Raw genomic sequence first — 23,471 nt, forward strand, 5'->3', positions numbered from 1 at the left:
CAGCTCCAGCTAACTTGCAGCTGTCGTTTTTGGACTGTTTGAAACGGTCGGCGCGTTCACGATCGCGCGAATCCGCAGGTCCTTCCATATCCGCTTCGTGGCGATACAAACTTCGTTCGCATGATTAGCTGCGGCCTCGACATAGATCCCTCAATGGCACCCGCGTAGGGCGGACGACCTGCGTGTTCCTCTCGAAGAATTGAGATAGCTGGACACCGGGTGAACAGAAAGCGACTACAGGTTTGTTTAAGGTCTTATTAACACGACACATACCTGGTTGGACTGCCCGTGGACATGCATGCGTCTGGACAAGATCGGGAATAACCAGACACAGAAAGGCGGCTGCGCGTCCGCTTCGGCCGGGCCGGTTCAGCACCACGGCCGCAACTTCTAGACGCAGTGTGATCTTCGCCTCACTAGTCCCCTGAACCATGGCGAATGGGGCGAAATCGACACTGCGGCAAGCGTTCCCCAAACGGGACACACCGGTACAACACGCCGAAAGGCCCACGCCCAGTTGGCTGCCGTGCCAGTCGCGGCGCGGTGCGACCGCTACGCGCCGCCGGGCTATGCACAACGTGCAGCAGCCGTAACCCGCGATCACGCACCCTTCGCACTCCGTGCACAGGCTGGGAATTGTGCACCGTCCACCGCTGTGGACAGGTTCGGCATGTGCCGCCGTCGTCCGGAACACCACCGGCCGATCCGATCGATGTCCACACCCCGGCACCGCCGCGTCATCCACACAGGCGACGCTGTCTCAACACCTTTCGCGCACAGCTTTCCGCACCCTTCCCGACGTCATACACAGCCACCACCCAGGCGCTTCGGAGTCGATTGCGCCGCAACGCTCGAGGTCAGGCAGGGAACGCGAAGGTGAACGGCGTTCGGCCATCCCGAAACAACACACGGCTCCATCCACAGCCGCGAGGCTGCTCCGCCAAACCTCGTGCGGCGCAATATCGCGCCCAGAACGGGCTACCGCGCGGGTGGGCATCCCTCGATGCTCCTCGAGCAGCTCACAGATTTATCCACAGGTGGAATCACCGACATTCGGCATGTGCATAAACCGTGAAGTCCGCTGAGTGACAGCGGTATCCACACCCGGCCGGGCGCGCTCAGCCGACCCGCAGAATGCCGGTGACCGTGCCCTGCAACACCTGTCGGCCATGGGCGATCAACGGCGACGTCTGCAGCGGATCGTCGACGATGGTGCCGGGCAACGGACGACTCGCGATCACCGCTCCGGTCTCCGGGTCGAGCACGGCGAACGCGTAACCATCCAGCGGTGTGGTGACGTCCGGCCCGAGACGGGTCACTGTGTATATAGCGCCATCGGCTGTGGACAAGTGTGGGACGGCCGCGCTGCGCACCGAGTTCTCCCACACCGTGTGACAACCGTTGTCGTCCACATCAACCCGGGTCATGCCGCCGGCGAATGGCGCGGTCGGCGGAACGGCAGGCCCCGCGCCTGCGGGCACCGCCGGATACGGGTAGCCATAGGTACTGGCGACGAACAACGAGCGGCCGATGCCGACCGGTGAATTCTCGCTGCCCGCACCGCCCTTCGTCAGCACCGGTTGCGAGCACACCAATTGTCCGGTTCCCGAACGGAATACCAGCGCGTTGACCTGCCCGTCGGCATTGTCGACGATGGTCAGGTAGTCGGCGCCGGTGTGCGGCCCGAAGTAGGTGGGCGTGGATCCGGTACCCCAGCTCAACTGTCCCGGCTTGCGGGCCGCGCCGCGCGCGTACGGCGCGCGCCAGACCACCTCGGGCCGGCCGGACGCGTCGGCGCGCAGCTCGTACAGCGCGTGGGTGGTCGCCACCGCGATCCGTCCGCTCGGTGCCGCCGAAATGCTATTGGCCACTTGCTCATCGGCGGGCAACGTCACTGTGACCGCCGCGCCGGACGGTGCGACCAGCCCGACGACGCCGTTCCCGGTGGCGAACCAGATATTGCCCGACCAATCCGGCACCAACCCGGTCACGTTGTCCCCCACCGGAATCACCGCCGACAGGTCGGCCACCGGCTCGCTGGCCAACTGCCACTTACCCGCCGCGTCGCGGGCATGACCGATACGGAGCAAGCGATTGTCGCCGTCCACGACCACCAGCCGGTCGTTGTTGTCCAGATACGCGTAGACGCCGCCGAGCAGACTGCCCTTGGTCAGCTGGAGCGCGGCCAGCGAGTGCCCGAGCGGTCCGGGTGCCGCCGGATCGATCAGCTGCACGGTCGGAGTCTGGCCGACGATCGCCGTGCACAACGCGACCACCAGCTTGTCCGAACCCTCGAGCAGCGTCGGGCACGCCGCGGCGAGCGGATAGGCCGAGACCGACGCCGCGCCCACCCCGGGCCCGGCCAGCGCAGTGGCATCCGACGAACCCGCGTCCCCATGCATCGTCGAGGTGCCGAGCGGCCCGAGATACGGATTGGGCGGTGCCAGCGGACCCCACTGACCGGTCGCCGCGGCGGGGCCCGCGATCAACAGCGCCATCGAGCAGGCGGCGAGCAGGATCAGTGGTGCGCGCATCACGGTCTTTCGGGTCGACAACACAGCATCCGATCGAACCGAAACGAACGCATTCGGAACAGTATTCGAAACGTCGATGATTCAAATGGTGGCCGGACATCGGTCGGCGGCGGCAACGGCTGCGGTGTGCCTACGATGGCGCCATGAACGGTGTGCGCGCCCGCTTGATGTCCACCCTGGCCGGTCAGCTCGGCAATCCACACGGTGTGCTCGGCAAGGGCGTGGCGTTCATGCTCAACCGCGGCAACAAGCGCGCCATCGAGGCCGCGGTGACGGCGGCCGCGATCACCGAGGGCGAGACCGCCGCCGACCTCGGATTCGGCGGTGGCGCAGGGCTTTCCCTGCTGCTCGCGCGCGTCGGGACCGACGGCATCGTGCACGGCGTCGAACTCTCCCCCGACATGCTCGCGCGCGCCCGCTCGGGCTATCCGCGCGACCTCGCCTCGGGCCGGCTGCGACTCGCCGAGGGCTCGCTCACCGCGTTGCCGCTCGACGACGACAGCCTGGACGCCGCGATCACGGTCAACACCATCTATTTCGTGCCGGATCTGGACGCGGTCTGCGCGGAACTGGCCCGCGTCGTCCGACCCGGCGGCCGGGTGGTGATCGGCATCGGCGACCCGGACACCATGGCGAAGATGCCGTTCACGCCCTACGGCTTCATCCTGCGCCCGGTCGCCGACGTCATTGCCGCGCTGGGGAAGTCGGGTTGCCCGGTGGACCACCAGGAGCTGCCGAATCCGCCGATCCCGCATCATCTGCTGATCGCCACGAAGCGTTCTTGAACCCGCGCGGCTACATCAACGCGCCGCCGTCGATCCTGATCTCTGTGCCGGTCATGTACCGGCCATCGTCGGAAGCCACCATCGCGACCACGCCGGCGATGTCCTCCGGACTACCGAGCGCACCGCCGTTGAGCCAACCGGTCATCCGGGCGAACAGTTTCGGATCAAAGCCTTCCGGCTGATCCCGGATCGATTTCGTGGTGATACCGCTGGTGATGCCCGCGGGCACGACGTTCACCGCGCGCAACCCCTGCTTGGCGTACTCCAGCGCGATCGCGTGCGTGAAGGCGTTCACGCCGCCTTTCGACGCCGCATAGGCCGCGAGGTAGGGCGCGGCGCTGAACGCCGCGGTCGAGGAGATGTTGACGACCACGCCGTGCCCGGATTCCACCAGCGCGGGCAGCGCGGATTGCGTCATCAGGAAGGTGCCGGTGAGGTTCACCGCGAGCACCTGGTTCCACGCGTCCAGCGGCATCTCGTGGGTGCGGGCCGGGCGCAGGATGCCCGCGCCGTTCACCAGCACGTCGAGCCCGCCGAGGAAGTCCAGCGCCGTCGCGGTCGCCGAGCGCACCGAGTCCGGATCGGCCACATTCACCGCGACCGTCCGCAATCGCTCGGCGGCGTCGCCCGCCTTCTCCGCCGTCGCCGCCAGCCCCGGCTCATCGATATCGGCGGCGACCAGCTGGGCCCCCTCGTCCAGCAGCCGCAGGGCGATGCCCTGTCCGATGCCGGAGCCTGCTCCCGTCACCACCACGCGGCGGCCGTCATATCTGCGCATGCCAAGAATTAGAACAGGTTCTCATTGTGAGTCAAGCCACTTCCGCCACCTCAATTCCGGAACGTCGAACTGAAACACGTTCTAGTGTGAGCAGATGTCGAACGACGCGTTCCAACCGGCCAGGCTCGGGCCGGTGCAGCTGCGCAACCGCATCATCAAGGCCGCGACATTCGAGGGGCGCACGCCAGACGCCCTGGTTACCGACGAACTCATCGACTTCCATCGCCGGGTCGCGGCGGGCGGCGCCGGGCTGACCACCGTCGCCTACTGCGCGGTCGCGCCCGAAGGACGGACCGACCGGCATCAGATCTGGATGCGCCCCGAGGCGGTGCCGGGGTTGCGTCGGCTCACCGACGCGGTGCACAGCGAAGGCGGTGCGGTGTCGGCGCAGTTGGGCCACGCTGGCCCAGTTGCGAACGCGGCCTCCAATCGCGCACCGGCGCTCGCGCCGAGTAAGCAGTTCAGTCCGATCAGCCTGCGGCTCACCCAGGCGGCGACGGCCGCCGACGTCCGGCGGATCATCACCGCGCACGCGCGGGCCGCCCGGCTGGCGGTGGCAGCCGGGTTCGACGCCGTCGAACTGCATTTCGGGCACAACTATCTGATCAGCTCGTTCCTCAGCCCCGCGCTGAACAAGCGCTCGGACGAGTACGGCGAAACCCTGGTCAACCGCGCGAAGCTGGCCAGGCAGACCGCCGACGCGGTGCGCCAGGAGGTCGGCGGCGAGATCGCGGTGCTGGCGAAGTTCAACATGGACGACGGGGTGCGCGGCGGGTTCGGCGGCGACGAAAGCCTGTCCGTCGCACGGTGGCTCGCGCAGGACGGCAACCTCGACGCGCTCGAACTCACCGTCGGCAGTTCGCTACGCAACCCGATGTACCTGTTCCGCGGCGACGTGCCGCTGCGCGAGTTCGCCGACCAGTTCCCGCCGCCGCAGCGCTGGGGAATTCGACTGGCGGGCCGTCGATTCCTGCGCACCTATCCGTATCACGAGACCTACCTGCTCGACGACGCGCTGCGCTTCCGCGCCGAACTCGGCCTGCCGCTGGTGCTGCTCGGCGGCATCGCCTCGCGCGCCTCGATCGACACCGCGATGTCGCACGGCTTCGAGTTCGTCGCGATGGCTCGCGCGCTGCTGCACGATCCAGAATTGGTCAATCGCCTGCGGGCCGAGACCGCGACCGAGTCGCTGTGTACACACTGCAATCGGTGTATGCCGACTATCTATCGGGGCACGCATTGTGTGTTGACTTCTCCGGTACCCGATTCGGCGGCAACGTTTTAGACAGCGAGAAGGCCCGGTCCGCAATGGACCGGGCCTTCTTTCGGTGTGGTATCCCCCATTGCTCGGCAATGCGGACTACGGTGCCCGGCCGGGCTTCGTCAGCCTGGCACCGACCACGCCGCCCGTCGAACTATTAGGCAGGCTTGGCTGCGGCCGCGGTCAGCTCCGGACCGACGATCGACACCCACTCGTTCATCTCGGGGGAATCGTCCTTTGCGATTGCCACAACATCTTGCCTATTGCAGCCTGCGCCGATCGGAACACCATCGAACCGCTCCTGCAGCCACTGATACGTTCCCGGCACGGACAGGAAGGCTTGTGAATAGGACTCACCGATTTGGATACGCCGGTAGGTGATTTGCCCATCGTTCTGGCAGTAGTTGTCCACCAGCCGGTCGGTCGCATAGGCGGGCATAATCCAGTCACCCATCGACTGGAAGATATACACCGGCCGGTCGGGCGTCGCGTTCCCCATCCGAACCTGGTCCAAGACGTGCTGGTTCGCTGGCTCGCGCGTGAAATCCGGACTATCGAAGAGTCCCTTTATGTTCAGCGCGGGGAAGCTGAATACCGACCAGCCCTGACACACGTTGCTGTGCACGGACCGCAGCCCCTGGCCGAGCGGATTCATGTGCTGATCGAGGTACGTCTGCAGTTCCGGGTATTCACGGCTCACACCGACCATGCCCGCGAACACCGTCCCGGCAACGAAGCTGCTGTTCTGGTAGTCGATCAGGTCCCGGACATCCGCGACGTTAGAGCCGGAGACCGTACCGACCAGGTTGACGTCCGGAGCGTAGGTGGCGCGCTGTTCGGCCGCGTGCATCGTCGGGACGGAGCCACCCGAGTCACCCCACAGGCCGACCTTCGTGTCTCGTCCCTGCTTCAGCTCCATCGGCTTGAAGTTCTCCGTGGCGCGGATGCCGTCAAGGGTGATCCGACCCGCCAGCGGGCCTGCGGCGAAGGCCGAGAGCAAGCCTTCGTGATCGGGGATGGATACCGCCCAGCCCTTCGTGACCGCGTAAAGGGCCATGGGGAGCATGAAGTTCGGGCCCATCGTGCCCGCGTAGTTCGGCGGCAGCGCCAGCAGCTGGCTGGTGTACGACGGCGCGCAATGTGCCGCGACCGCGTCCTCCGGGATCTGCACCGACACCAGGTTCGTCGGGGCCTTACCGCGCGGCTTCATGACCGTGGTCACCGCGGCGATCGGCTCGTCCCGGCTGTTGTTCGACCGGTACGACAGCTGCCACGCGTCGACGTCGGGCTGAATGATCGACTGGAACGCGGGATGCACTTCGCGGGCGGCAATGATCTCGCCCGGCTGCTTGGCCGCGACCACATCGCGCGGCGGATTGAGAAACACCTGATCTTCGGCAGGCATCGCCGGCGGAGTCAGGGCGGGCTGAATCGGGACGTAGTCATCCGAGGCGCACGGGCAAGCCGCGGCAAAGCCGACAGCCGCCACTTGAATCATGGCCGCGGCACCCGCGGCCAACATCGTTGCCCGCCCATATCGGCGGTGCCGAGTTTTGAACATGTTCATACCTGATCCTTCAGCTGAGGGAAAGGTGCATGACAAGCTGTTGACCGGGAGTAGCAGCACCAAATCCCTGACGAATGCAGGTATTAGCGAAGTGACCACTCCGGTGTGAGCCGCCGCAATCGTAGATGAACATTTGAATAATCCGACGCGAAACGCGAGGAAGAACCAATTTAAATCCCCCCCTACCACCACCAACACCGCCCTGACCCAACCCCAATTAACTTCCGCCCGAGACCTTTCCATCCCACCCCCGGCCCGAAATGTCCGATGTGATAACACCGCCACCAGCGTGAATCGACGCCGTTTCAATAATTGAGAACAGCAATGTACACGAACCACAAATCCTCGAAAATAACCCCTATTGGGCGGATTCAGCGTTGTACACACCTTGTGGATATCGATAGTTGTACACAGCTTGGGGATATACCCGACCACCCCATGACGGCCCCACCGCCGAGAACTCAACTCCGCCAACCCGAGCCATCAGCAGCACCACGAGTCCACCCCGCCTGTAACTGAAACCCGATTGCAGTCGCACGCGACGCCTATCACGCGCACCACCCCACCCACCGGGGTTCCAGACGCCTCGGGGGCGAAGCCCTCCGAGCGGGCAGCGCTCCCACGAGAATGACGAAACGAGAAAAGCCCATGCTCTACATGAGCATGGGCTTTCCACGAGTGGAGTGGGCGAAGGTGCCGGGTACAGGCTTTCCGATCAGCCGATACCCGGGAGACCTGCGCTGCCGGTCGACGGCTTGCCGCAGGTGGGGTTCAGGTCGACATTGACCATCTCGGTGAAGGTGGCGTCAGCGGTCGGTGACTCCTGCGCGAGGATCTTGTGCTGTCCCTTCGTGCCCGGCTTCCAGGTGGTAGTCGCCTTCCCGGAGGCGTCGACCGACGGCGTATCCGGCTGGAAGCTGTCCCGGGTACCGAAACCATTGGCATCGACGTCGAAGAAAGACACCGCGGTACCCGGCTGCGCGGTCGCGGTGATGATGTAGGAGCAGCCCGCTGCGTTCGGCACGATCTCGAGGCCGGTAACCGCGGCACCGGCCTGAGGCGCGCCGAGTACCACCGCGCAGGTTACTGCGCCGAGCGCCGCGAGCGCGAGACCTGTCCGGTTCGAGACAGTCACAGTAAAGACCTTCTTCCGCAAGGGATTTCACGAATATTGACCGTGCAAGCATGCCACACCAGAACCTCGGCTCAAGCCGATGAAAATCGGTGCTTGACACGATCGGGGCGCTGATGAGCTAACTGGATACTCGCGTCGGTTACCGGAACTACGCCAACGTCCCCGTCCGCGGCCCGCAAGACATCGCCGTTCGCCGGCCGGTCCTCGGATGAGTGCCCACAGGGGTGACACCACGCCACAGGCATCGGGGGTTCGGGGGGCGAAGCCCCTCCGAGCGGGCGTGGGGCTGCGCCCCACAAAGACAAACGACCGAAACGAGAAAAGCCCGCGCTCTTTGCGAGCACAGGCTTCCCCGAGTGAAGGTGGGCGAAGGGGGACTTGAACCCCCACGTCCCGAAGGACACTGGCACCTGAAGCCAGCGCGTCTGCCATTCCGCCACTCGCCCGAGCGACTGGGAGACAGTATCACGCACCTCCGGTCAGCACGAAATCGCCCGTGGGGGGCCGTGACGCGGGGGCTGGACAAGCGCGGGAACCCGCTGATCTTTCCAAGAGTTACAGGTGTGGACGATCGTGGATATCATGCAATGAACGTGCTCGATACGCGACACGCCATACATGTGTGTCGTTGTTACGAATCGGCAGAAGAGACGCTCACCGAAGGGAGGCCGAGATGGGCATCGTTTCACGGTTCGAGCGTCGTCTGCAGGGCGCCGTCGGTGATGTGTTCGCCAGGGTGTTCGGCGGCAGCGTCGTTCCCCAGGAGGTGGAGGCGGCGCTGCAACGCGAGGCCGCCGATCATGTTCAGGAGCTAGATGGCGGACACCTGTTGGCACCCAACAGTTATGTGATCACTATCAATTCTTCCGATCACCAGCAGTTGGACGCCGATCACGACCTCACCACCCGCGCGTTCGCCAAACACCTGCAGGATTACATCCGCGAGCAAGGCTGGCAGACCTACGGCGAAGTACACGTGGCGTTCGAGGCATCCCCTACGCTGCACACCGGACAGTTCAGGGCTAGCGGCCGGGTCGACCCGGACGTCGGTCGCGGAGCTTCACCAGCTCCAAGCCCTGGACTCACGCCACAACGACCTGCAAACCCGCAACCAGGAGCTGGCCCCATGACGCAGAACTCAGGCTATGACCCGAGCCGTGAGCCCGCGGAGTCCGATCCACGCAACCGCGGGTACGCCCCACCGCCTGCCGGTCGTGGCGGCGCGCAGAACGGCGCGTACCGCGAGGACTACGCGCGCGGCGCGGCGCCCGACGGTCAGGGTTACGGCGATTACCAGAACGGCTACGACTACCAGCAGGGTGGCCAGGCGTACGGCCAACCGGGTTATCAGGAGCCGGGCTACGCCCAGCAGCAGGGCTATGCCGATCGTGGCTATGGCCAGGCGGGCTATCAGGAGCCTGCCGCTTACGGCCAGCCGGGCTACCAGGAGCCGGCGTACGGTCAGCCGGGCTATCAGGAACCCGCCGCCTATGGCCAGCCGGGCTACCAGGAGCCGGGCTACGGCCAGCAGCAGGGCTATGGCCAGCAAGGTTATGGCGATCAGGCGTACGCGGACCCGGCTTACGGCCAGCAAGGCCAGGGCTACGCCCAGCCCGGCTACGGCCAGCAGGGGTACGCCGAGCCCGGTTACGGCGACCAGACTTACGCGGAGCCCGGCGCCTACGGCCAGGATGACCAGGGCGGTTACGGCCAGGCCTACTCGCAGCAGCCCGGTTACGGCGCGCAGCAAGGCTATGCCGCCGCGCCCGCGTATCCGGCTGCCCCGCAGGCCGGCTCGGGCTACTCGGCGACTCTTCAGCTCGACGACGGCAGCGGCCGCACGTACCAGTTGCGGGAGGGCAGCAACATCATCGGCCGCGGCCAGGACGCGCATTTCCGGCTGCCCGATACCGGTGTCTCGCGCAGGCACATCGAGGTCCGCTGGGATGGGCAGACCGCGATGCTCTCGGATCTGGGATCCACCAACGGCACGCTGGTCAACGGTTCGCCCGTGCAGGACTGGCAGCTCGCCGACGGGGATGTGATCCGCGCCGGGCACTCCGAGATCCTGATCCGTATCGTCTGATCCCGTAAGCTGCGCGATGCAGGTCACGACTTGGCCATCAAGGATTCGTCGGTCGTATCGTGATCGAAGTCGACCTACGGCCCTATGATGCTGCCAACACACGGACGGCGCCGGAACCGGGGTCGGCAAGACCAGCATGCTGGTGGGGGTGGTCGAACCGCACCTACGGCACCGACATACACGGTCGAACAGGAGGTGGAACGCCGTGCAGGGACTGATACTGCAACTGACCCGTGCGGGGTTCCTGCTGCTGTTGTGGTTGTTCGTGTGGGCGGTGCTGCGCACCTTGCGCAGCGACATCTACGCGGCATCCGGCATACGGATACAGCCCAGGGCCGCACGCGGTTCCGCGGTGCTGCCCTCCTTCAGCCGGGGCCAGAAGGGCGCCAAATTTCTTGTGGTGACTCAAGGTTCACTCGCCGGCACCCGCATCTCGCTAGGCACCCAACCGGTGCTGATCGGGCGTGCGGACGACTCCACGCTGGTGCTCACCGATGATTACGCCTCGACCAGACATGCGCGACTGTCCCCGCGTGGCGATGATTGGTACGTCGAAGACCTCGGCTCGACGAACGGCACCTACCTCGATCGCGCGAAAGTCACCACCGCCGTGCGGGTTCCGCTCGGCACCCCTGTCCGTGTCGGCAAAACAGTGATCGAGCTGCGATCGTGACTCTCGTTCTCCGCTACGCAGCGCGTAGCGACCGCGGACTCGTCCGAGGCAACAATGAAGACTCTGTCTATGCGGGTGCGCGCTTACTAGCGCTCGCCGACGGCATGGGTGGCCATGCCGCGGGCGAGGTGGCGTCGCAGTTGATGATCGCCGCCCTCGCCCACCTGGACGACGACGAGCCTGGCGACGATCTGCTCGGCAAGCTCGATGCGGCGACCCGTGAGGGCAACGCCGCCATCGCCGATCAGGTCGAGGAGGAGCCCGAACTCGACGGGATGGGCACCACGCTCACCGCGGTCCTGTTCGCGGGCAAGAAGCTCGGCCTGGTGCATATCGGCGACTCCCGCGCGTACATGCTGCGTGGCGGCGAGCTGGCGCAGATCACCAGGGACGACACCTTCGTCCAGTCACTGGTCGATGAGGGCCGGATCACGCCGGAGCAGGCGCACACGCACCCGCAGCGCTCGTTGATCATGCGCGCGCTCACCGGCAACGAGATCGAGCCGACGCTGATCATGCGTGAGGCGCGCGCCGGTGACCGCTATCTGCTCTGCTCGGACGGCCTCTCCGATGTGGTGAGCGATGAGACCATCGCGAACACCATGCGCGAGGGCAGCACCGACGAATGCGCCGACCGGCTCATCGAACTCGCGTTGCGCAGCGGCGGCCCGGACAACGTCACGGTCGTCGTCGCGGATGTGATCGATCTCGATTACGGCCAGAGCCATCCGATCGTGGCCGGTGCCGCGTCCGGGGTGGACGAGGACACGCCGCCGCCGAACACCGCGGCCGGACGCGCGGCAGCCATGCGGCCGCCGCGGGCCGCGCCGCGCCGCGCCGCGAGCACACCCGAGCCGGAGCCGAAGGGCAAGGCACGCAAGCTGCGCTGGATCGTGCTGGCGTTCGCGCTGGTGCTGGCCGTCGGTGTCGGACTGCTGGTCGGCTACAAGATGATTCGCAGCAACTACTACGTCGGGGCCGACAACGGCTCGGTGGTGATCCTGCGCGGGCTGCCCGGTTCGGTGCTCGGTTACTCGATCCACGACGTGAATCTGGTCGGCTGCGTCACCAAGACCGGGGAGCTCTCGCTGGTCGATCCCGGCGCCGATATGCCGTCGGCCTGCAAGCAGGTGAAGGTCACCGATCTCAAGCAGACCGGACGCGAGCAGGTCGGCAAGGGACTGCCGCCGGGTTCGCTGGATCGGGCCAAGGAGCAGATGCGCTCCATCGCGCAGGGTGAACTGCTGCCGCCGTGTCCGGCGAAGACCTCGGTGCCGCAGCCCGGCGTGTTGCCGACCCCGGCCCCGGATTCGGCACCGCCCGCCTCGCCTGCCCCGCCGAGCACCGCGGCCGCCCCCACCACCGAGCCCGCGCCGCCCGCGCCGGGCACCGGTGACGCACGGGGCACCGAGATCAAGACACCGGCGAAGTCGGAGGCCCCGGTTCCGTCGTCGTCCGCGTCGCCGAACCCCCAGATCGCGGGGGAGAACTGCCGGGTGACGGACTGATGTCCGCGCCGGCACCGCCGTCCGCTGGGGCTTTTCCCAGTCCTCCCGGCGGCTTCGCTCCCGCGCCACCACCGAGTACCCGACGCAATATCGAACTGTTGTTGCTCGCGGGTGCGACGGTGCTCACGACGGTCTCGCTCTTCCTGGTCGAGGCCAGTCAGGAACAGTCGCTCACCTGGGACATCGCCAAGTACGGGCTGGCCTTCCTCGGTTTGTTCGGGGTGGCCCATCTCGCGGTGCGCCGGTTCGCGCCGTTCGCCGATCCGCTGCTGCTGCCGATTGTCGCGGTGCTCAACGGACTCGGGCTGGTGCTGATCCACCGGCTCGACCTGGCCGATCAGCAGGAGGCGATCTACAACGCCCTGCCGGTGCCCTCCCCCGACGCCAACCAGCAGATCCTCTGGACCGCGCTCGGCATGGTGGTGTTCATCGTGCTGCTGATCGTGTTGCGTGACTATCGGACGCTGGCCCGCTACGGCTACACCCTCGGCCTGATCGGGCTGCTCGCGCTGGCGCTGCCCGCGGCGCTGCCGAGCAGATTCTCCGAGATCAACGGCTCGAAGAACTGGATCAAGATCACCGGATTCAGCATTCAGCCCGCCGAGTTCGCGAAGATCCTGCTGATCATCTTCTTCGCGTCGGTACTGGTGGCCAAGCGCGATCTGTTCACCGCCGCCGGGCGGCACCTGCTCGGCATGGAGTTCCCGCGCGGGCGCGACCTCGGCCCGATCGTGGTGGTCTGGATCGTCTGCGTCGGCGTGCTCGTCTTCGAAAAAGACCTCGGCACGTCGCTGTTGATCTTCAGCACCGTGCTGGTGATGCTCTACATCGCCACCGAGCGGGTCGGCTGGCTGATCATCGGCGGCGCGCTGCTCACCCTCGGCTTCTTCTTCGCCTACCAGACTTTCAGCCACGTCAAGGTGCGTACCCAGACGTGGCTGCACCCGTTCGCCGACTACAACAACACCGGCTACCAGATCTCCCAGTCGCTGTTCGGGCTCGCCACCGGTGGACTGGCCGGTACCGGCCTCGGCGGCGGCCGGCCCAACAAGGTGCCCTTCGCCAAGACCGACTTCATCATCACCACCATCGGTGAGGAGCTCGGCCTGATCGGGCTCACCGCGGTGCTCGTGCTGTTCCTGGTGCTCATCGTGCGCGGCCTGCGCACCGCGCTCGCCGTGCGCGACAGCTTCGGCAAGCTGCTGGCGGCGGGCCTGGCGTTCACCGTCGCGATCCAGCTGTTCGTGGTGGTCGGCGGTGTCACCAAGCTGATTCCGCTGACCGGTCTCACCACGCCGTTCATGTCCTACGGTGGTTCGTCGCTGCTCGCCAACTACGCGTTGGTCGCGCTGCTGATCAAGGTTTCCGACGCGGCGCGCGCGCCTGCCCCGGCCCGCAAGAGTGTGCCTGCGGCACCGATCGCGGAGATGACCACCGAACTGTTGCGCAAGCCCGATGCGGGCCGACCGGAAGCGGGGCCCGCGACGTGAACACTCCGCTACGCCGGGTCGCCATGGCCGTGATGCTGATGATCGTGGCGCTGTTGCTCAACGCCACCTATGTTCAGGTGATCAAGGCCGACGACTACCGCGCCGATCCACGCAACTCCCGGGTGCTGCTCGACGAGTACTCCCGCCAGCGCGGGCAGATCTCCGCGGGCGGCACCGTGCTGGCCAACTCGGTCGCTACCGAAGACCGCTACAAGTACCTGCGCACCTACCCGAGTTCCCCCGAGGCCTACGCGCCCGCCACCGGTTTCTACTCGATGCAGTACCGCACCACCGGTTTGGAGCGGGCCGAGGATTCGGTGCTCAACGGCTCCGACAGCCACCTGTTCGGACAGCGCCTGGTCGACATGGTGTCCGGCCGCGATCCGCGCGGCGGCAACGTGCTCACCACCCTCGACCCGGCCATGCAGCAGGTCGCCTACGACCAGCTGACCAGCAAGGGCTTCACCGGCTCGGTGGTGGCGATCGAGCCGAGCACCGGCCGGATCCTCACCATGGTGTCCACGCCGAGCTACGACCCGAACCAGCTGTCCAGTCACGACGGCGCGCACGGCACCCAGACCTGGGAGGCGTTGAACGCGGACCCGCATCAGCCGATGCTGAATCGGGCCGTCTCGCAGACCTATCCGCCCGGTTCCACCTTCAAGGTGGTGGTCACCGCGGCGGCGCTGGCGAACAACCTCACCACACCGGAGGATCAATTCACCGCGGCGCCGAACATCACCCTGCCTGGCACCAGCACCACGCTGGAGAACTACGGCGGCTCCACCTGTGGCTCGGGCCAGACCGCCTCGCTGTACGACGCGTTCCGGCTCTCCTGCAACACCGCGTTCGCCGAGCTCGGTGTCAAGGTCGGTGCGGCGAAACTCAAGGACCAGGCCGCCGCCTTCGGTATCGGCGAGAACCGATCCATCCCGATTCCGGTCGCGGAGAGCACGGTCGGCACCATCTCGGACAACGCGGCACTGGCCCAGAGCAGCATCGGGCAGCGTGACGTGGCACTGACTCCGCTGGACAACGCGGTGATCGCGGCGACCGTCGCCAACGGCGGCGTCCGGATGGAGCCGCACCTGATCGACCAACTACAGGGGCCCGACCTCAGTGAATTGTCCAAGACCAAGCCGGTCTCGCTCGGCCAAGCGTTCAACGCCCAGGTAGCGTCACAGCTGACGAATCTGATGATCGCCTCGGAGAACAACACCACCGGTGGCCAGAGCTCCGCCCGCTATCAGATCGCGTCCAAGACCGGCACCGCCGAACATGGCAGCGACCCACGCAATACCCCTCCGCACGCCTGGTACATCGCCTTCGCGCCCGCGCAGAATCCGAAGATCGCCATCGCGGTGATCGTGGAGAACGGCGGAGATCGTGCGCTTGGCGCTACGGGCGGCAAGGTGGCCGCGCCGATCGCACGTGCGGTCTTGGACGCCGGTCTGCGAGGGGGCTGAACGATATGGATGTGCGAGTGAAGGTACGGGGATGCTGAACAACGGTGCGATGATCGCCGACCGCTACCGCCTGCAACGCCTGATCGCGACCGGCGGCATGGGCCAGGTCTGGGAGGCGCTGGACACCCGGCTCGATCGCCGGGTGGCCGTCAAGGTGCTCAAGTCGGAGTTCTCCGCCGACCCGACGTTCCGGCAGCGGTTCCGCACCGAGGCCAGGACCACCGCCCAGCTGAATCACCCTGGCATCGCCGGGATCTACGACTACGGCGAGACCACCGACCCGCAGGGCAGCGAAACCGCCTACCTGGTCATGGAACTGGTCCAGGGCGAGCCGCTGAACACGGTGCTGAACCGGCTCGGCAGGCTCTCCGTCGGACAGGGTCTCGACATGCTCGAGCAGACCGGCCGGGCGCTGGACGTCGCGCACCGAGCCGGCGTGGTGCACCGGGACGTGAAGCCGGGCAACATCCTGGTGACGCCGACCGGTCAGGTGAAGATCACCGACTTCGGCATCGCCAAGGCCGTGGACGCCTCGCCGGTGACCAAAACCGGCATGGTGATGGGCACTGCGCAGTACATCGCGCCGGAGCAGGCGGTCGGCGAGGACGCCACCGCCGCCAGCGACGTGTACTCGCTCGGCGTGGTCGGCTACGAGGCGCTGGCAGGGACGAGGCCGTTCAGCGGCGACGGCGCGATCACCGTCGCGATGAAGCATGTCCGGGAGACGCCGCCGCCGATGCCGGGTGATGTGCCCCCGAACGTGCGCGAACTGATCGATATCACCATGGGCAAGGACCCGAACGGCCGCTACTCGCGCGGTGGCGAATTCGCCGACGCGGTGGCCGCGGTGCGCGCCGGTCGCAGGCCACCGACGCCGACCGGGGCCAATCCATCGCTGTCGATGACCGGTGCCACCCGGGTGCTGCCCCCCGGGCCGACCGTCGCGATTCCTTCCACGCCAACAGATTTCGATGGCGCGACGGTGCACTACTCCGCGCCGGCCGGTGCGGCCCTCGGCAACGCGGGCTACGGCGCGCCCGCGACGATGCTCAACTCGGGCACCGGCGGCAACCAGGTGTCGCCGGCTAATGGTCAGCGTTTCACCACCACGCAGAAGTGGATGGCCGCGCTCGGCGCCGGTGCGGTGCTGCTGCTCGCCGCCATGCTCTATCTGATGTTCGGCGGCGACACCAACCCCGATACCAAAGTCCCCCCGGTCACCTCGTCGACGCCCGCGCCAAAACCGCCGCCGCCGGTGACCAACACGACCACGCCCAAGCCTGTTCCGCCGCCGGTGACCACCTCCGAGGCGCCGACCACCACCCCGGAACCGACCACGACGACGCCGGAGCCGACGACGACCACGCCGCCGCCGAGCACGACGACGCCGCAGAAGACCACGAAGCCGTCGACGACTCCGGCCACCACCCTGCCCCGGATTCCCACCATCGACATACCATTTCCGGGGAACCAACCGGGTGCCCGGAGCCCCGCGGCAACCCCGAGCGCGCCCAATACTTCTTCGCAAGGACAACAATGACGACCCCGAAGAATCTCTCCTCCCGCTATGAGCTGGGCGAGATCATCGGGTTCGGCGGCATGTCCGAGGTGCACAAGGCGCGGGACCTGCGGCTCAGCCGGGACGTGGCGATCAAGGTGCTGCGCGCCGACCTGGCCCGCGATCCCACCTTCTACCTGAGATTCAAGCGCGAGGCACAGAATGCCGCCGCGCTGAATCATCCGGCCATCGTCGCGGTGTACGACACCGGCGAGGCCAAGGTCGACGACGGCCCGCTGCCCTACATCGTGATGGAATACGTCGAGGGCGACACGCTGCGCGACATCGTGCGCGGCCAGGGTCCGCTGCCGCCGCGCCGGGCCATGGAAGTCGTCGCGGATGTCTGTGCCGCACTGGATTTCAGCCACAAGGCCGGGATCGTGCACCGCGACATGAAGCCGGCCAACATCATGATCAACCGGGCCGGCGCGGTGAAGGTGATGGACTTCGGCATCGCCCGCGCGATCGCCGACAGCGCCAACCCGATGACGCAGACCGCCGCGGTAATCGGTACCGCGCAATACCTTTCGCCCGAGCAGGCGCGCGGCGAGACCGTCGACGCCAGGTCCGACGTGTACTCCGTCGGTTGCGTGCTGTTCGAAATCCTCACCGGTGAGCCACCTTTCACTGGTGACTCGCCGGTCGCGGTGGCCTACCAGCACGTCAGGGAGGATCCGCGGCTGCCGTCGCATGTGCATCCCGGCGTGCCGCGCGAGCTCGACTCGGTGATCCTCAAGGCGATGAGCAAGAACCCGGCCAACCGCTATCAGAGCGCGGCCGAGATGCGCGCCGACCTGATCCGGGTGCTCGGCGGGCAGAAGCCGATCGCGCCGATGGTGATGACCGACGAGGACCGCACCACCGTCTTCGGCTCCGACGAGCCCGCGCCGCGCAGCTATCGCACCGTCGAGCGCAACGACGACACCGCCGAGCAAGGCCCGCCGGACGCGGGCGGTCCGCGCCGCACCCTCTACATCGGCGTTGCCGCGGCGGCCGGTGTCGCCGTGCTGCTCGCCCTGTTCTGGGTGCTGATCGGACCCGGCAGCAAGCCGGATCAGGTTGCCGTACCGGACCTTTCGGGCAAGACCTCGCAGCAGGCGACGGACGCGTTGCAACAGGCGGGCTTCAAGGTGGCCATCCAGCAGAAGCCGGACAGCAAGGTCGCGACCGGCAATGTCATCTCCACCGCGCCGCTCGGCGGTTCCCGACAGGACAAGGGCAGCACCATCACCCTGCAGGTGTCCACCGGTCCCGCGCAGGTTCAGGTGCCCAAGCTCGACGGGATGAGCCAGGCCGAAGCCGAAGTCGCGTTGCGCAACGGCAACCTGAAGATCGATCCGAACGTGCAGCGCAAGCCGTCCAGCACGCAGGACAACGACAAGGTCATCGCGCAGGACCCGTCGGCGGGTTCGCGGGTCGATGTCGACAAGGCCATCGTGATCACCATCGGCACCGGCCCGGAGCCGGTTCGGGTGCCGAACGTGATCGGGCAGGACATCGACGTCGCCAAGCCGAACCTGGTGGACAGCGCCGGATTCAAGATCCAGATCCAAGAGGTGCCGTCCTCCCGGCCCAAGGGCGAGGTGATCTCGACCACCCCTGCGGGCGGCACGACCGCGGAGAAGGGCTCGACGGTCACCGTCCAGGTCTCCAGCGACCAGATCAAGATGCCGTCGTTGGTCGGGCTCACGGTCGCGCAGGCGGTGGACAAGTTGCGCTCGGAGGGTTGGACCGGCACCCAGAGCCAGATCAGTCAGTCACCGCAGGGCACGTTCGACACCAGCAGCGTGGGCCGGATCCTGAGTCAGCAGCCGTCGGCGAGCGGTTCGATCCCGAAGAACGGAACCGTGGCCGTCGGTGTCGGAGTCCTCGGGCCGCCCTGAGCGACAATCAGCTCGGTGAGTTCGTGACCGCGCGCTACGGTCGGCCCTAGGACAGCTCGAGGTGGCGGTTCATCGACATCGCGTCCGCCGCCAACTCGGCCAGTTCGACCACCTCGACGCCCTGCTGCCGTAGCTTCTCGACACCGACGCAGTTGGTCACGAACGTCGCGGGTTCGCGCCAGGCGAGGACCACCCGGGGAATCCCCGCCCGCAGGATTCGGTCCGTGCACGGCAGCCGCGGCGCGGTGGCGCGCTGTGAGCACGGTTCGAGCGTGGTGTACATCGTCGCCCGCGCCAACCGGGGATCCTGCGCGTCGAGCTTGTTCAACGCGGACTCCTCGGCATGCACCTTCGCATCGGTCTCGCGCGAATACCCGGTGGCGATCTCCACGCCGTCGGCCACGAGCACCGCGCCGACGGAGAACGCCGTCGCGCTCGGCGGGCACCGCCGGGCGAGTTCGATGGCACGGCGCATGAACCGAATGTCCTGCGCTGCCTTACCTTCTGGTTTCGGCAGGTAGCGCAGGACGGCGATGTCACCGACCTGGGCGACGTCGGCCAGGTGCATGCGACGGTGCGGGGCGCCGGGAAAGCTTGCGGCGTCGAGGAATCGGGGCGCCGCGGGGTCGCCGACCAGCAGGGGCGCGACGGCCAGGTGTAGTTCGTCCGCGAGATCAGCGGCGAGGAAGGCGGTGTGGATGCGGGTGCCGCCCTCGACCATGAGGCGGGCGATGCCGCGGCGAGCCAGGTCGTCCAGCAGCACGCCGAAGTCGAGTTCGGTTCCGAGAGAAACGACTTCGGCGAGGCCGGCCAGGCTGTCGAGCCCTATCGCGCCGGCCTCGGTCGTGTAGACGAGCTTGTCGCCGCCGTGGTGCCAGAACCGCAGATCCGGAGTCAGTTCACCGCTCGCCGTCACGGTGATTTTCAGCGGAAACTCCGGTTTGCCCGCGGCCATCCGCCCGGCCCGGCGATCGGCACTGTCGACCAGCAGCCGGGGATTGTCACGACGCAGCGTCTCCGCACCGATCAAGATCGCGTCGGAATCCGCCCGCACCTGATCGACCCGATCGAAATCCGCCGCATCCGAGAGCCGCAGCCGCTCGGAACTCGCGTCATCGATGTACCCGTCGACACTCATCGCGACCGACAGCAGCACATGCGGACGAGTCACAGTCGCGTCTTCACTGCGCCCTGGCGAGTCGATGCCGGCCCCTCGCTCACGCACAGTTGCGCCTTGGCCGTGGACTAGGCATTGGTGGCTCACTGCCCGCACTCACACAGGCTGCCGTCTCAGTGGCACGCAACTTCGCGCCAGCGCGGACACCCTTACCGACAACACGCTGGTCGCGCCTCCGCACAGTTGCGTCGCGCAGCCGCGCACGCTCGCCGCTCACGGCGCTGGCGGCCGTACCCGCTGGCGTGCCTGTGGTTGGCCCGCTCACTGCAGCACCAGCGCGGCGACCTCCGCCTCCAGCATCTCGACCATGCCCTCGGCCGGGCGCTCGCCACAGATGCCGAGCCAGTTGGCCAGCATCCGGTGGCCGCCCTGGGTCAACACGGATTCGGGGTGGAACTGCACGCCGTGGATCGGCAGGGTGCGGTGCCGCATGGCCATCACGATGCCGGTCTCGGTGCGGCCGAGCACCTCGATCTCCTCGGGCAGGGTGTCCTCGAGAACGGTGAGCGAGTGATAGCGCGTCGCGGTGAACGGGTCGGGCAGGCCCGCCAGCACGCCCGCGCCGATATGGAACACCGAGCTGGTCTTGCCGTGCAGCAGTTCGGGGGCGCGAGTCACGGTCGCGCCGAAGGCCGCGCCGATGGCCTGGTGGCCGAGACATACGCCGAGCAGCGGGACGTGGTGGCTCGCGCAGGCGCGCACCAGGTCGATGCTGCGGCCCGCCCGATCGGGGGTGCCGGGACCCGGGCTGATCAGGATGCCGTCGAATTCGGTGACGACGGCGTCCACATCGGCCAGGTTCGCGTCGTCGTTGCGCCAGACCACGGCCTCGACGCCAAGCTGACCGAGGTACTGGACCAGGTTGAACACGAAGCTGTCGTAATTGTCGACGACCAGAACACGCATGGTCCGAGATTACGTCCCCGCACGGCGCCGCGTCGCATCCAATACCAGTTGGGATAGCCTAGAGGCACACCGGAGGGCGCCCGAGCCCTCGTCCACCGTGGCGAGCGAGCTCCGCACGACCCACACGCGCCTGCCCCGCCGGTACCGACCTGCACGCCGAAATACGAGGACGTCATGCCCAAGTCGAAGGTCCGGAAGAAGAACGACTACACGGTCAACCCTGCCAGCCGGACGCCGGTGAAGGTGAAGGTCGGGCCGTCGCCGGTCTGGTACGTCACCATCATGCTCGGGTTCATGCTCGCCGGGCTGGCGTGGCTGCTCGTCTACTACCTTGCCGCCGACCACATCGGCTGGATGAGCGACCTGAACGCCTGGAACTTCCTCATCGGATTCGGTCTCATGGTCGTCGGTCTGATCATGACCATGCGGTGGCGTTGACACCACATCTGGGTTGTTCTCGGTAACGCGGACACCACATCTGGGTTACAGACGTGTCATTCATGCACACCTGTGGATGAACCTGTGGACAACTCGATGAGCAATGGGGAAAGTGACGCGTGACACCTGATTCTGCCGATCCCCAGCCGTTCGATCCCGCACCGCGCGAGGCCACCCCGCGCCTCGCCTGGACCACACCGATGCCCGCGCTCGTCGCGGTCGCCTGCGGCGGGATCGTCTTGGCCGTTGCCGCCATACTGGCCGGGGAACCCGCCAGCCGACTGCTCGTCGGGTTGGCGGCCGTCGGCCTATTGGTGCTGGCCGGGCTGGGTTTCCGGCAGCGACCCCGGCTCGCCGTTGTCCCCGGCGCCGACCCACGCATGGTCGTGCGCAATCTGCTCGGCGCCGACGAATACGCTCGCGATCAGATCATTCGGGCCAGGGTGGTCGACTACCGCAGGCTCGGTCGCAAGATGCCGATGCTGGAAATCGACGTCGACCAGGACGGCACCGAACGGCTGCTGATCTTCGGCCGCTGGGACCTCGGCACCAGGCCCGACGATGTCTACGCCACGCTGGTGCAGACCCTCCGGCTGTCCGGCGAGACCACTCGCTGACCTTCACGGGCCGAGTTATGCACAGGCCGCATCGGCTGACGTAGTCCACGCGGTCGCCGTGCACGCATAGATGAATACCGCACCACGATGGTTCACGGCGAGGCATGGGTAAGCATTCCGTGGCACGGCTTCTCGTGTTTCACGTGAAGCCCGCGCCACGAATCAGGCCAGCGATATCGCGGTAGCGCCGATCACGCCGACCGCGATCAACGCGACCAGCGCCACGGCGACCCAGCCGATCAGGCGAGCCGTCTCTTGCGATTTCGCGCGCAGCCAGGTGGGCAGGAACAGGATGCCCAGCGTCGCGAGCGTGCCGGCGGCCAGTCCGCCGAGGTGCCCGAACAGCGAGATGCCCGGCAGCGAGAAGCTGATGAAGACGTTGATGCCGATCAGGATCAGCATCTGATTCGGGTTCTGCCGCAGCCGGATCAGGATGACGGTGATCGCACCGAACAGGCCGTACACCGCGCCCGAGGCACCCGCGGTCGCGGTGTCCTGCGAGAACACCATGACGGCGGCGGAACCGCCGAGCAGCGACGCGAGATAGACCGCGAGGTACCGCAGCCTGCCGAGCACCAGCTCGGTGTCCCGGCCGATCACATACAGCGCGAACATGTTGAGCAGCAGGTGGATCGGGCCGTAGTGCAGGAAGCCGGAACCGATCACCCGGAACCACTGACCATCGCCGACCCACGGCGGAAACAGCACCCAGTCCCGGAACAGCGCCGAGGTCCGGTTCTCCAGCAGGCTCTTGGACTGGGCCGCGGTGATCGCGAAGACCGCGACATTCACCGCGATCAGCGCGTAGGTCACATACGGCAGGGACGCCCTGGCCGCCGGCGCGCCCGCGACGGTACGCACCGGTGCCACGTCGCGCTGCTCCTGCCGAAGACAGTCGACACAGTGCTGGCCGACCGCCGCGGGACGCAGACATTCCGGGCAGGCGGGCCGTCCGCAGCGCGTGCACGCCAGGCCGGTCGGACGTTGGGGATGGCGAACGCACGTCGGCGCAGGCGGCTGGTCGGTCATAAGCTCATTCGATCGTGATCTTGGTGATTTCGACGGATTCCAGTGGGCGGTCGTTGCGATCGGTGGCGGTGGTGGCGATCGCGTCGACGACCTTGCGCGACTCCGGATCGACGACCTCGCCGAAGATGCTGTGCTTGCGGTTGAGGTGCGGCTGCGCGCCGACGGTGATGAAGAACTGCGAACCGTTGGTGGCCGGCCCCGCATTGGCCATGGCCAGCAGGTAGCCGCGGTCGAACCGCAGTTCCGGGTGGAATTCGTCGCCGAACTCGTAGCCGGGTCCGCCGCGCCCGGTGCCGGTGGGATCCCCGCCCTGAATCATGAACCCGGCCATCACGCGGTGGAACACGGCGCCGTCGTAGAACGGGCCGGTGCTGCCGCCGCTCGCGTTCGCGGTGGTGTACGGCGCCGAGCCGTCGGCCAGGTCGATGAAATTGCGGACCGTCTTGGGCGCGTGGTTACCGAAGAGCGAGATCTTGATGTCGCCGCGATTCGTGTGGAGCGTCGCCACAGCGGTCTGATTCGGTGAGGTCACGCCGCAATGCTACGGTCCCGCCGCCTCGGAACTTCAGCGCACCGGCCG

Annotated in this window: 19 protein-coding genes and 1 tRNA gene; 11 read left to right on the top strand and 9 right to left on the bottom strand. The window is 66.9% G+C overall.

Annotated elements, in window-relative coordinates:
• Window positions 1-1,118: 1,118 nt before the first annotated feature.
• A complete protein-coding gene (locus ACIBCN_RS29050; RefSeq protein ID WP_396995166.1) occupies window positions 1,119-2,534 on the bottom strand; it encodes a hypothetical protein in 1,416 nt (471 codons plus the stop codon).
• Window positions 2,535-2,677: 143 nt separating this feature from the next.
• On the opposite strand from ACIBCN_RS29050, the gene ACIBCN_RS29055 reads away from it, so the two are divergent.
• Window positions 2,678-3,319 carry a class I SAM-dependent methyltransferase gene (locus ACIBCN_RS29055; RefSeq protein ID WP_396994871.1) on the top strand — a complete coding sequence of 214 codons (642 nt, stop codon included), beginning with the start codon at window positions 2,678-2,680 and terminating at the stop codon, window positions 3,317-3,319.
• A gap of 10 nt (window positions 3,320-3,329) precedes the next feature.
• Here ACIBCN_RS29055 and ACIBCN_RS29060 read toward each other — a convergent pair whose 3' ends face one another.
• The gene (locus ACIBCN_RS29060) at window positions 3,330-4,097 is read right to left on the bottom strand and encodes an SDR family NAD(P)-dependent oxidoreductase (RefSeq protein ID WP_396994872.1); all 768 of its coding nucleotides are present in this window, start codon (window positions 4,095-4,097) and stop codon (window positions 3,330-3,332) included.
• Between the two features lie 94 nt (window positions 4,098-4,191).
• On the opposite strand from ACIBCN_RS29060, the gene ACIBCN_RS29065 reads away from it, so the two are divergent.
• A complete protein-coding gene (locus ACIBCN_RS29065; RefSeq protein WP_396994873.1) occupies window positions 4,192-5,382 on the top strand; it encodes an NADH:flavin oxidoreductase in 1,191 nt (396 codons plus the stop codon).
• 133 nt (window positions 5,383-5,515) lie between these two features.
• Here the strand turns inward: ACIBCN_RS29065 and ACIBCN_RS29070 are convergent, their stop codons facing one another.
• From ACIBCN_RS29070 to ACIBCN_RS29080, 3 genes are all read right to left on the bottom strand, one after another.
• The gene (locus tag ACIBCN_RS29070) at window positions 5,516-7,123 is read right to left on the bottom strand and encodes a lipase family protein (RefSeq protein ID WP_396994874.1); all 1,608 of its coding nucleotides are present in this window, start codon (window positions 7,121-7,123) and stop codon (window positions 5,516-5,518) included.
• 517 nt (window positions 7,124-7,640) lie between these two features.
• On the bottom strand, window positions 7,641-8,060 hold the full coding sequence (locus ACIBCN_RS29075) for a hypothetical protein (RefSeq protein ID WP_396994876.1): 420 nt from the start codon (window positions 8,058-8,060) through the stop codon (window positions 7,641-7,643).
• Between the two features lie 363 nt (window positions 8,061-8,423).
• Window positions 8,424-8,506: transfer RNA gene (locus tag ACIBCN_RS29080), tRNA-Leu, on the bottom strand.
• A 227-nt stretch (window positions 8,507-8,733) separates the two neighbouring features.
• Here ACIBCN_RS29080 and ACIBCN_RS29085 point away from each other — a divergent pair.
• From ACIBCN_RS29085 to pknB, 7 genes are all read left to right on the top strand, one after another.
• Window positions 8,734-10,146, top strand: a complete 1,413-nt coding sequence (locus ACIBCN_RS29085) for an FhaA domain-containing protein (protein ID WP_396994877.1) — start codon at window positions 8,734-8,736, stop codon at window positions 10,144-10,146.
• Between the two features lie 205 nt (window positions 10,147-10,351).
• Window positions 10,352-10,819, top strand: coding sequence for an FHA domain-containing protein (locus ACIBCN_RS29090; protein WP_014980860.1), 468 nt, complete (start codon window positions 10,352-10,354; stop codon window positions 10,817-10,819).
• Entirely contained in the window at window positions 10,816-12,327 is a 1,512-nt protein-coding gene (locus ACIBCN_RS29095) for a PP2C family protein-serine/threonine phosphatase (RefSeq protein ID WP_396994878.1), read from the top strand. The genes ACIBCN_RS29090 and ACIBCN_RS29095 overlap by 4 nt, the downstream gene beginning before the upstream one ends.
• Window positions 12,327-13,817 carry an FtsW/RodA/SpoVE family cell cycle protein gene (locus ACIBCN_RS29100; RefSeq protein WP_396994879.1) on the top strand — a complete coding sequence of 497 codons (1,491 nt, stop codon included), beginning with the start codon at window positions 12,327-12,329 and terminating at the stop codon, window positions 13,815-13,817. The genes ACIBCN_RS29095 and ACIBCN_RS29100 overlap by 1 nt, the downstream gene beginning before the upstream one ends.
• Window positions 13,814-15,283 (top strand): peptidoglycan D,D-transpeptidase FtsI family protein, encoded by a 1,470-nt coding sequence (locus tag ACIBCN_RS29105; protein WP_396994880.1) that lies wholly within the window; start codon window positions 13,814-13,816, stop codon window positions 15,281-15,283. The genes ACIBCN_RS29100 and ACIBCN_RS29105 overlap by 4 nt, the downstream gene beginning before the upstream one ends.
• A 31-nt stretch (window positions 15,284-15,314) precedes the next feature.
• Entirely contained in the window at window positions 15,315-16,823 is a 1,509-nt protein-coding gene (locus ACIBCN_RS29110; protein ID WP_396994881.1) for a serine/threonine-protein kinase, read from the top strand.
• Complete coding sequence (gene pknB / locus ACIBCN_RS29115; RefSeq protein WP_396994882.1) at window positions 16,820-18,724, top strand: Stk1 family PASTA domain-containing Ser/Thr kinase; 1,905 nt, start codon at window positions 16,820-16,822, stop codon at window positions 18,722-18,724. The genes ACIBCN_RS29110 and pknB overlap by 4 nt, the downstream gene beginning before the upstream one ends.
• Before the next feature lie 46 nt (window positions 18,725-18,770).
• On the opposite strand, the gene ACIBCN_RS29120 is transcribed toward pknB, so the two are convergent.
• Both ACIBCN_RS29120 and ACIBCN_RS29125 read right to left on the bottom strand, forming a co-directional pair.
• The gene (locus ACIBCN_RS29120; protein ID WP_396994883.1) at window positions 18,771-19,895 is read right to left on the bottom strand and encodes a dihydrofolate reductase family protein; all 1,125 of its coding nucleotides are present in this window, start codon (window positions 19,893-19,895) and stop codon (window positions 18,771-18,773) included.
• 267 nt (window positions 19,896-20,162) lie between these two features.
• A complete protein-coding gene (locus tag ACIBCN_RS29125) occupies window positions 20,163-20,807 on the bottom strand; it encodes an aminodeoxychorismate/anthranilate synthase component II (RefSeq protein WP_396994884.1) in 645 nt (214 codons plus the stop codon).
• Window positions 20,808-20,981: 174 nt separating this feature from the next.
• Between ACIBCN_RS29125 and crgA the strand changes: the two genes are divergently transcribed.
• Both crgA and ACIBCN_RS29135 read left to right on the top strand, forming a co-directional pair.
• Entirely contained in the window at window positions 20,982-21,245 is a 264-nt protein-coding gene (gene crgA, locus ACIBCN_RS29130) for a cell division protein CrgA (RefSeq protein WP_396994885.1), read from the top strand.
• A gap of 200 nt (window positions 21,246-21,445) precedes the next feature.
• The gene (locus ACIBCN_RS29135) at window positions 21,446-21,862 is read left to right on the top strand and encodes a PH domain-containing protein (RefSeq protein WP_396995167.1); all 417 of its coding nucleotides are present in this window, start codon (window positions 21,446-21,448) and stop codon (window positions 21,860-21,862) included.
• A 162-nt stretch (window positions 21,863-22,024) separates the two neighbouring features.
• Here the strand turns inward: ACIBCN_RS29135 and ACIBCN_RS29140 are convergent, their stop codons facing one another.
• Together ACIBCN_RS29140 and ACIBCN_RS29145 are read right to left on the bottom strand one after the other, a co-directional pair.
• The gene (locus tag ACIBCN_RS29140; protein ID WP_396994887.1) at window positions 22,025-22,891 is read right to left on the bottom strand and encodes a rhomboid family intramembrane serine protease; all 867 of its coding nucleotides are present in this window, start codon (window positions 22,889-22,891) and stop codon (window positions 22,025-22,027) included.
• Between the two features lie 4 nt (window positions 22,892-22,895).
• Window positions 22,896-23,423 carry a peptidylprolyl isomerase gene (locus ACIBCN_RS29145; protein WP_396994888.1) on the bottom strand — a complete coding sequence of 176 codons (528 nt, stop codon included), beginning with the start codon at window positions 23,421-23,423 and terminating at the stop codon, window positions 22,896-22,898.
• Between the last annotated feature and the right edge of the window lie 48 nt (window positions 23,424-23,471).

This window comes from Nocardia sp. NPDC051052, from assembly GCF_044456045.1.
In the GTDB taxonomy this organism is placed as follows: domain Bacteria; phylum Actinomycetota; class Actinomycetes; order Mycobacteriales; family Mycobacteriaceae; genus Nocardia.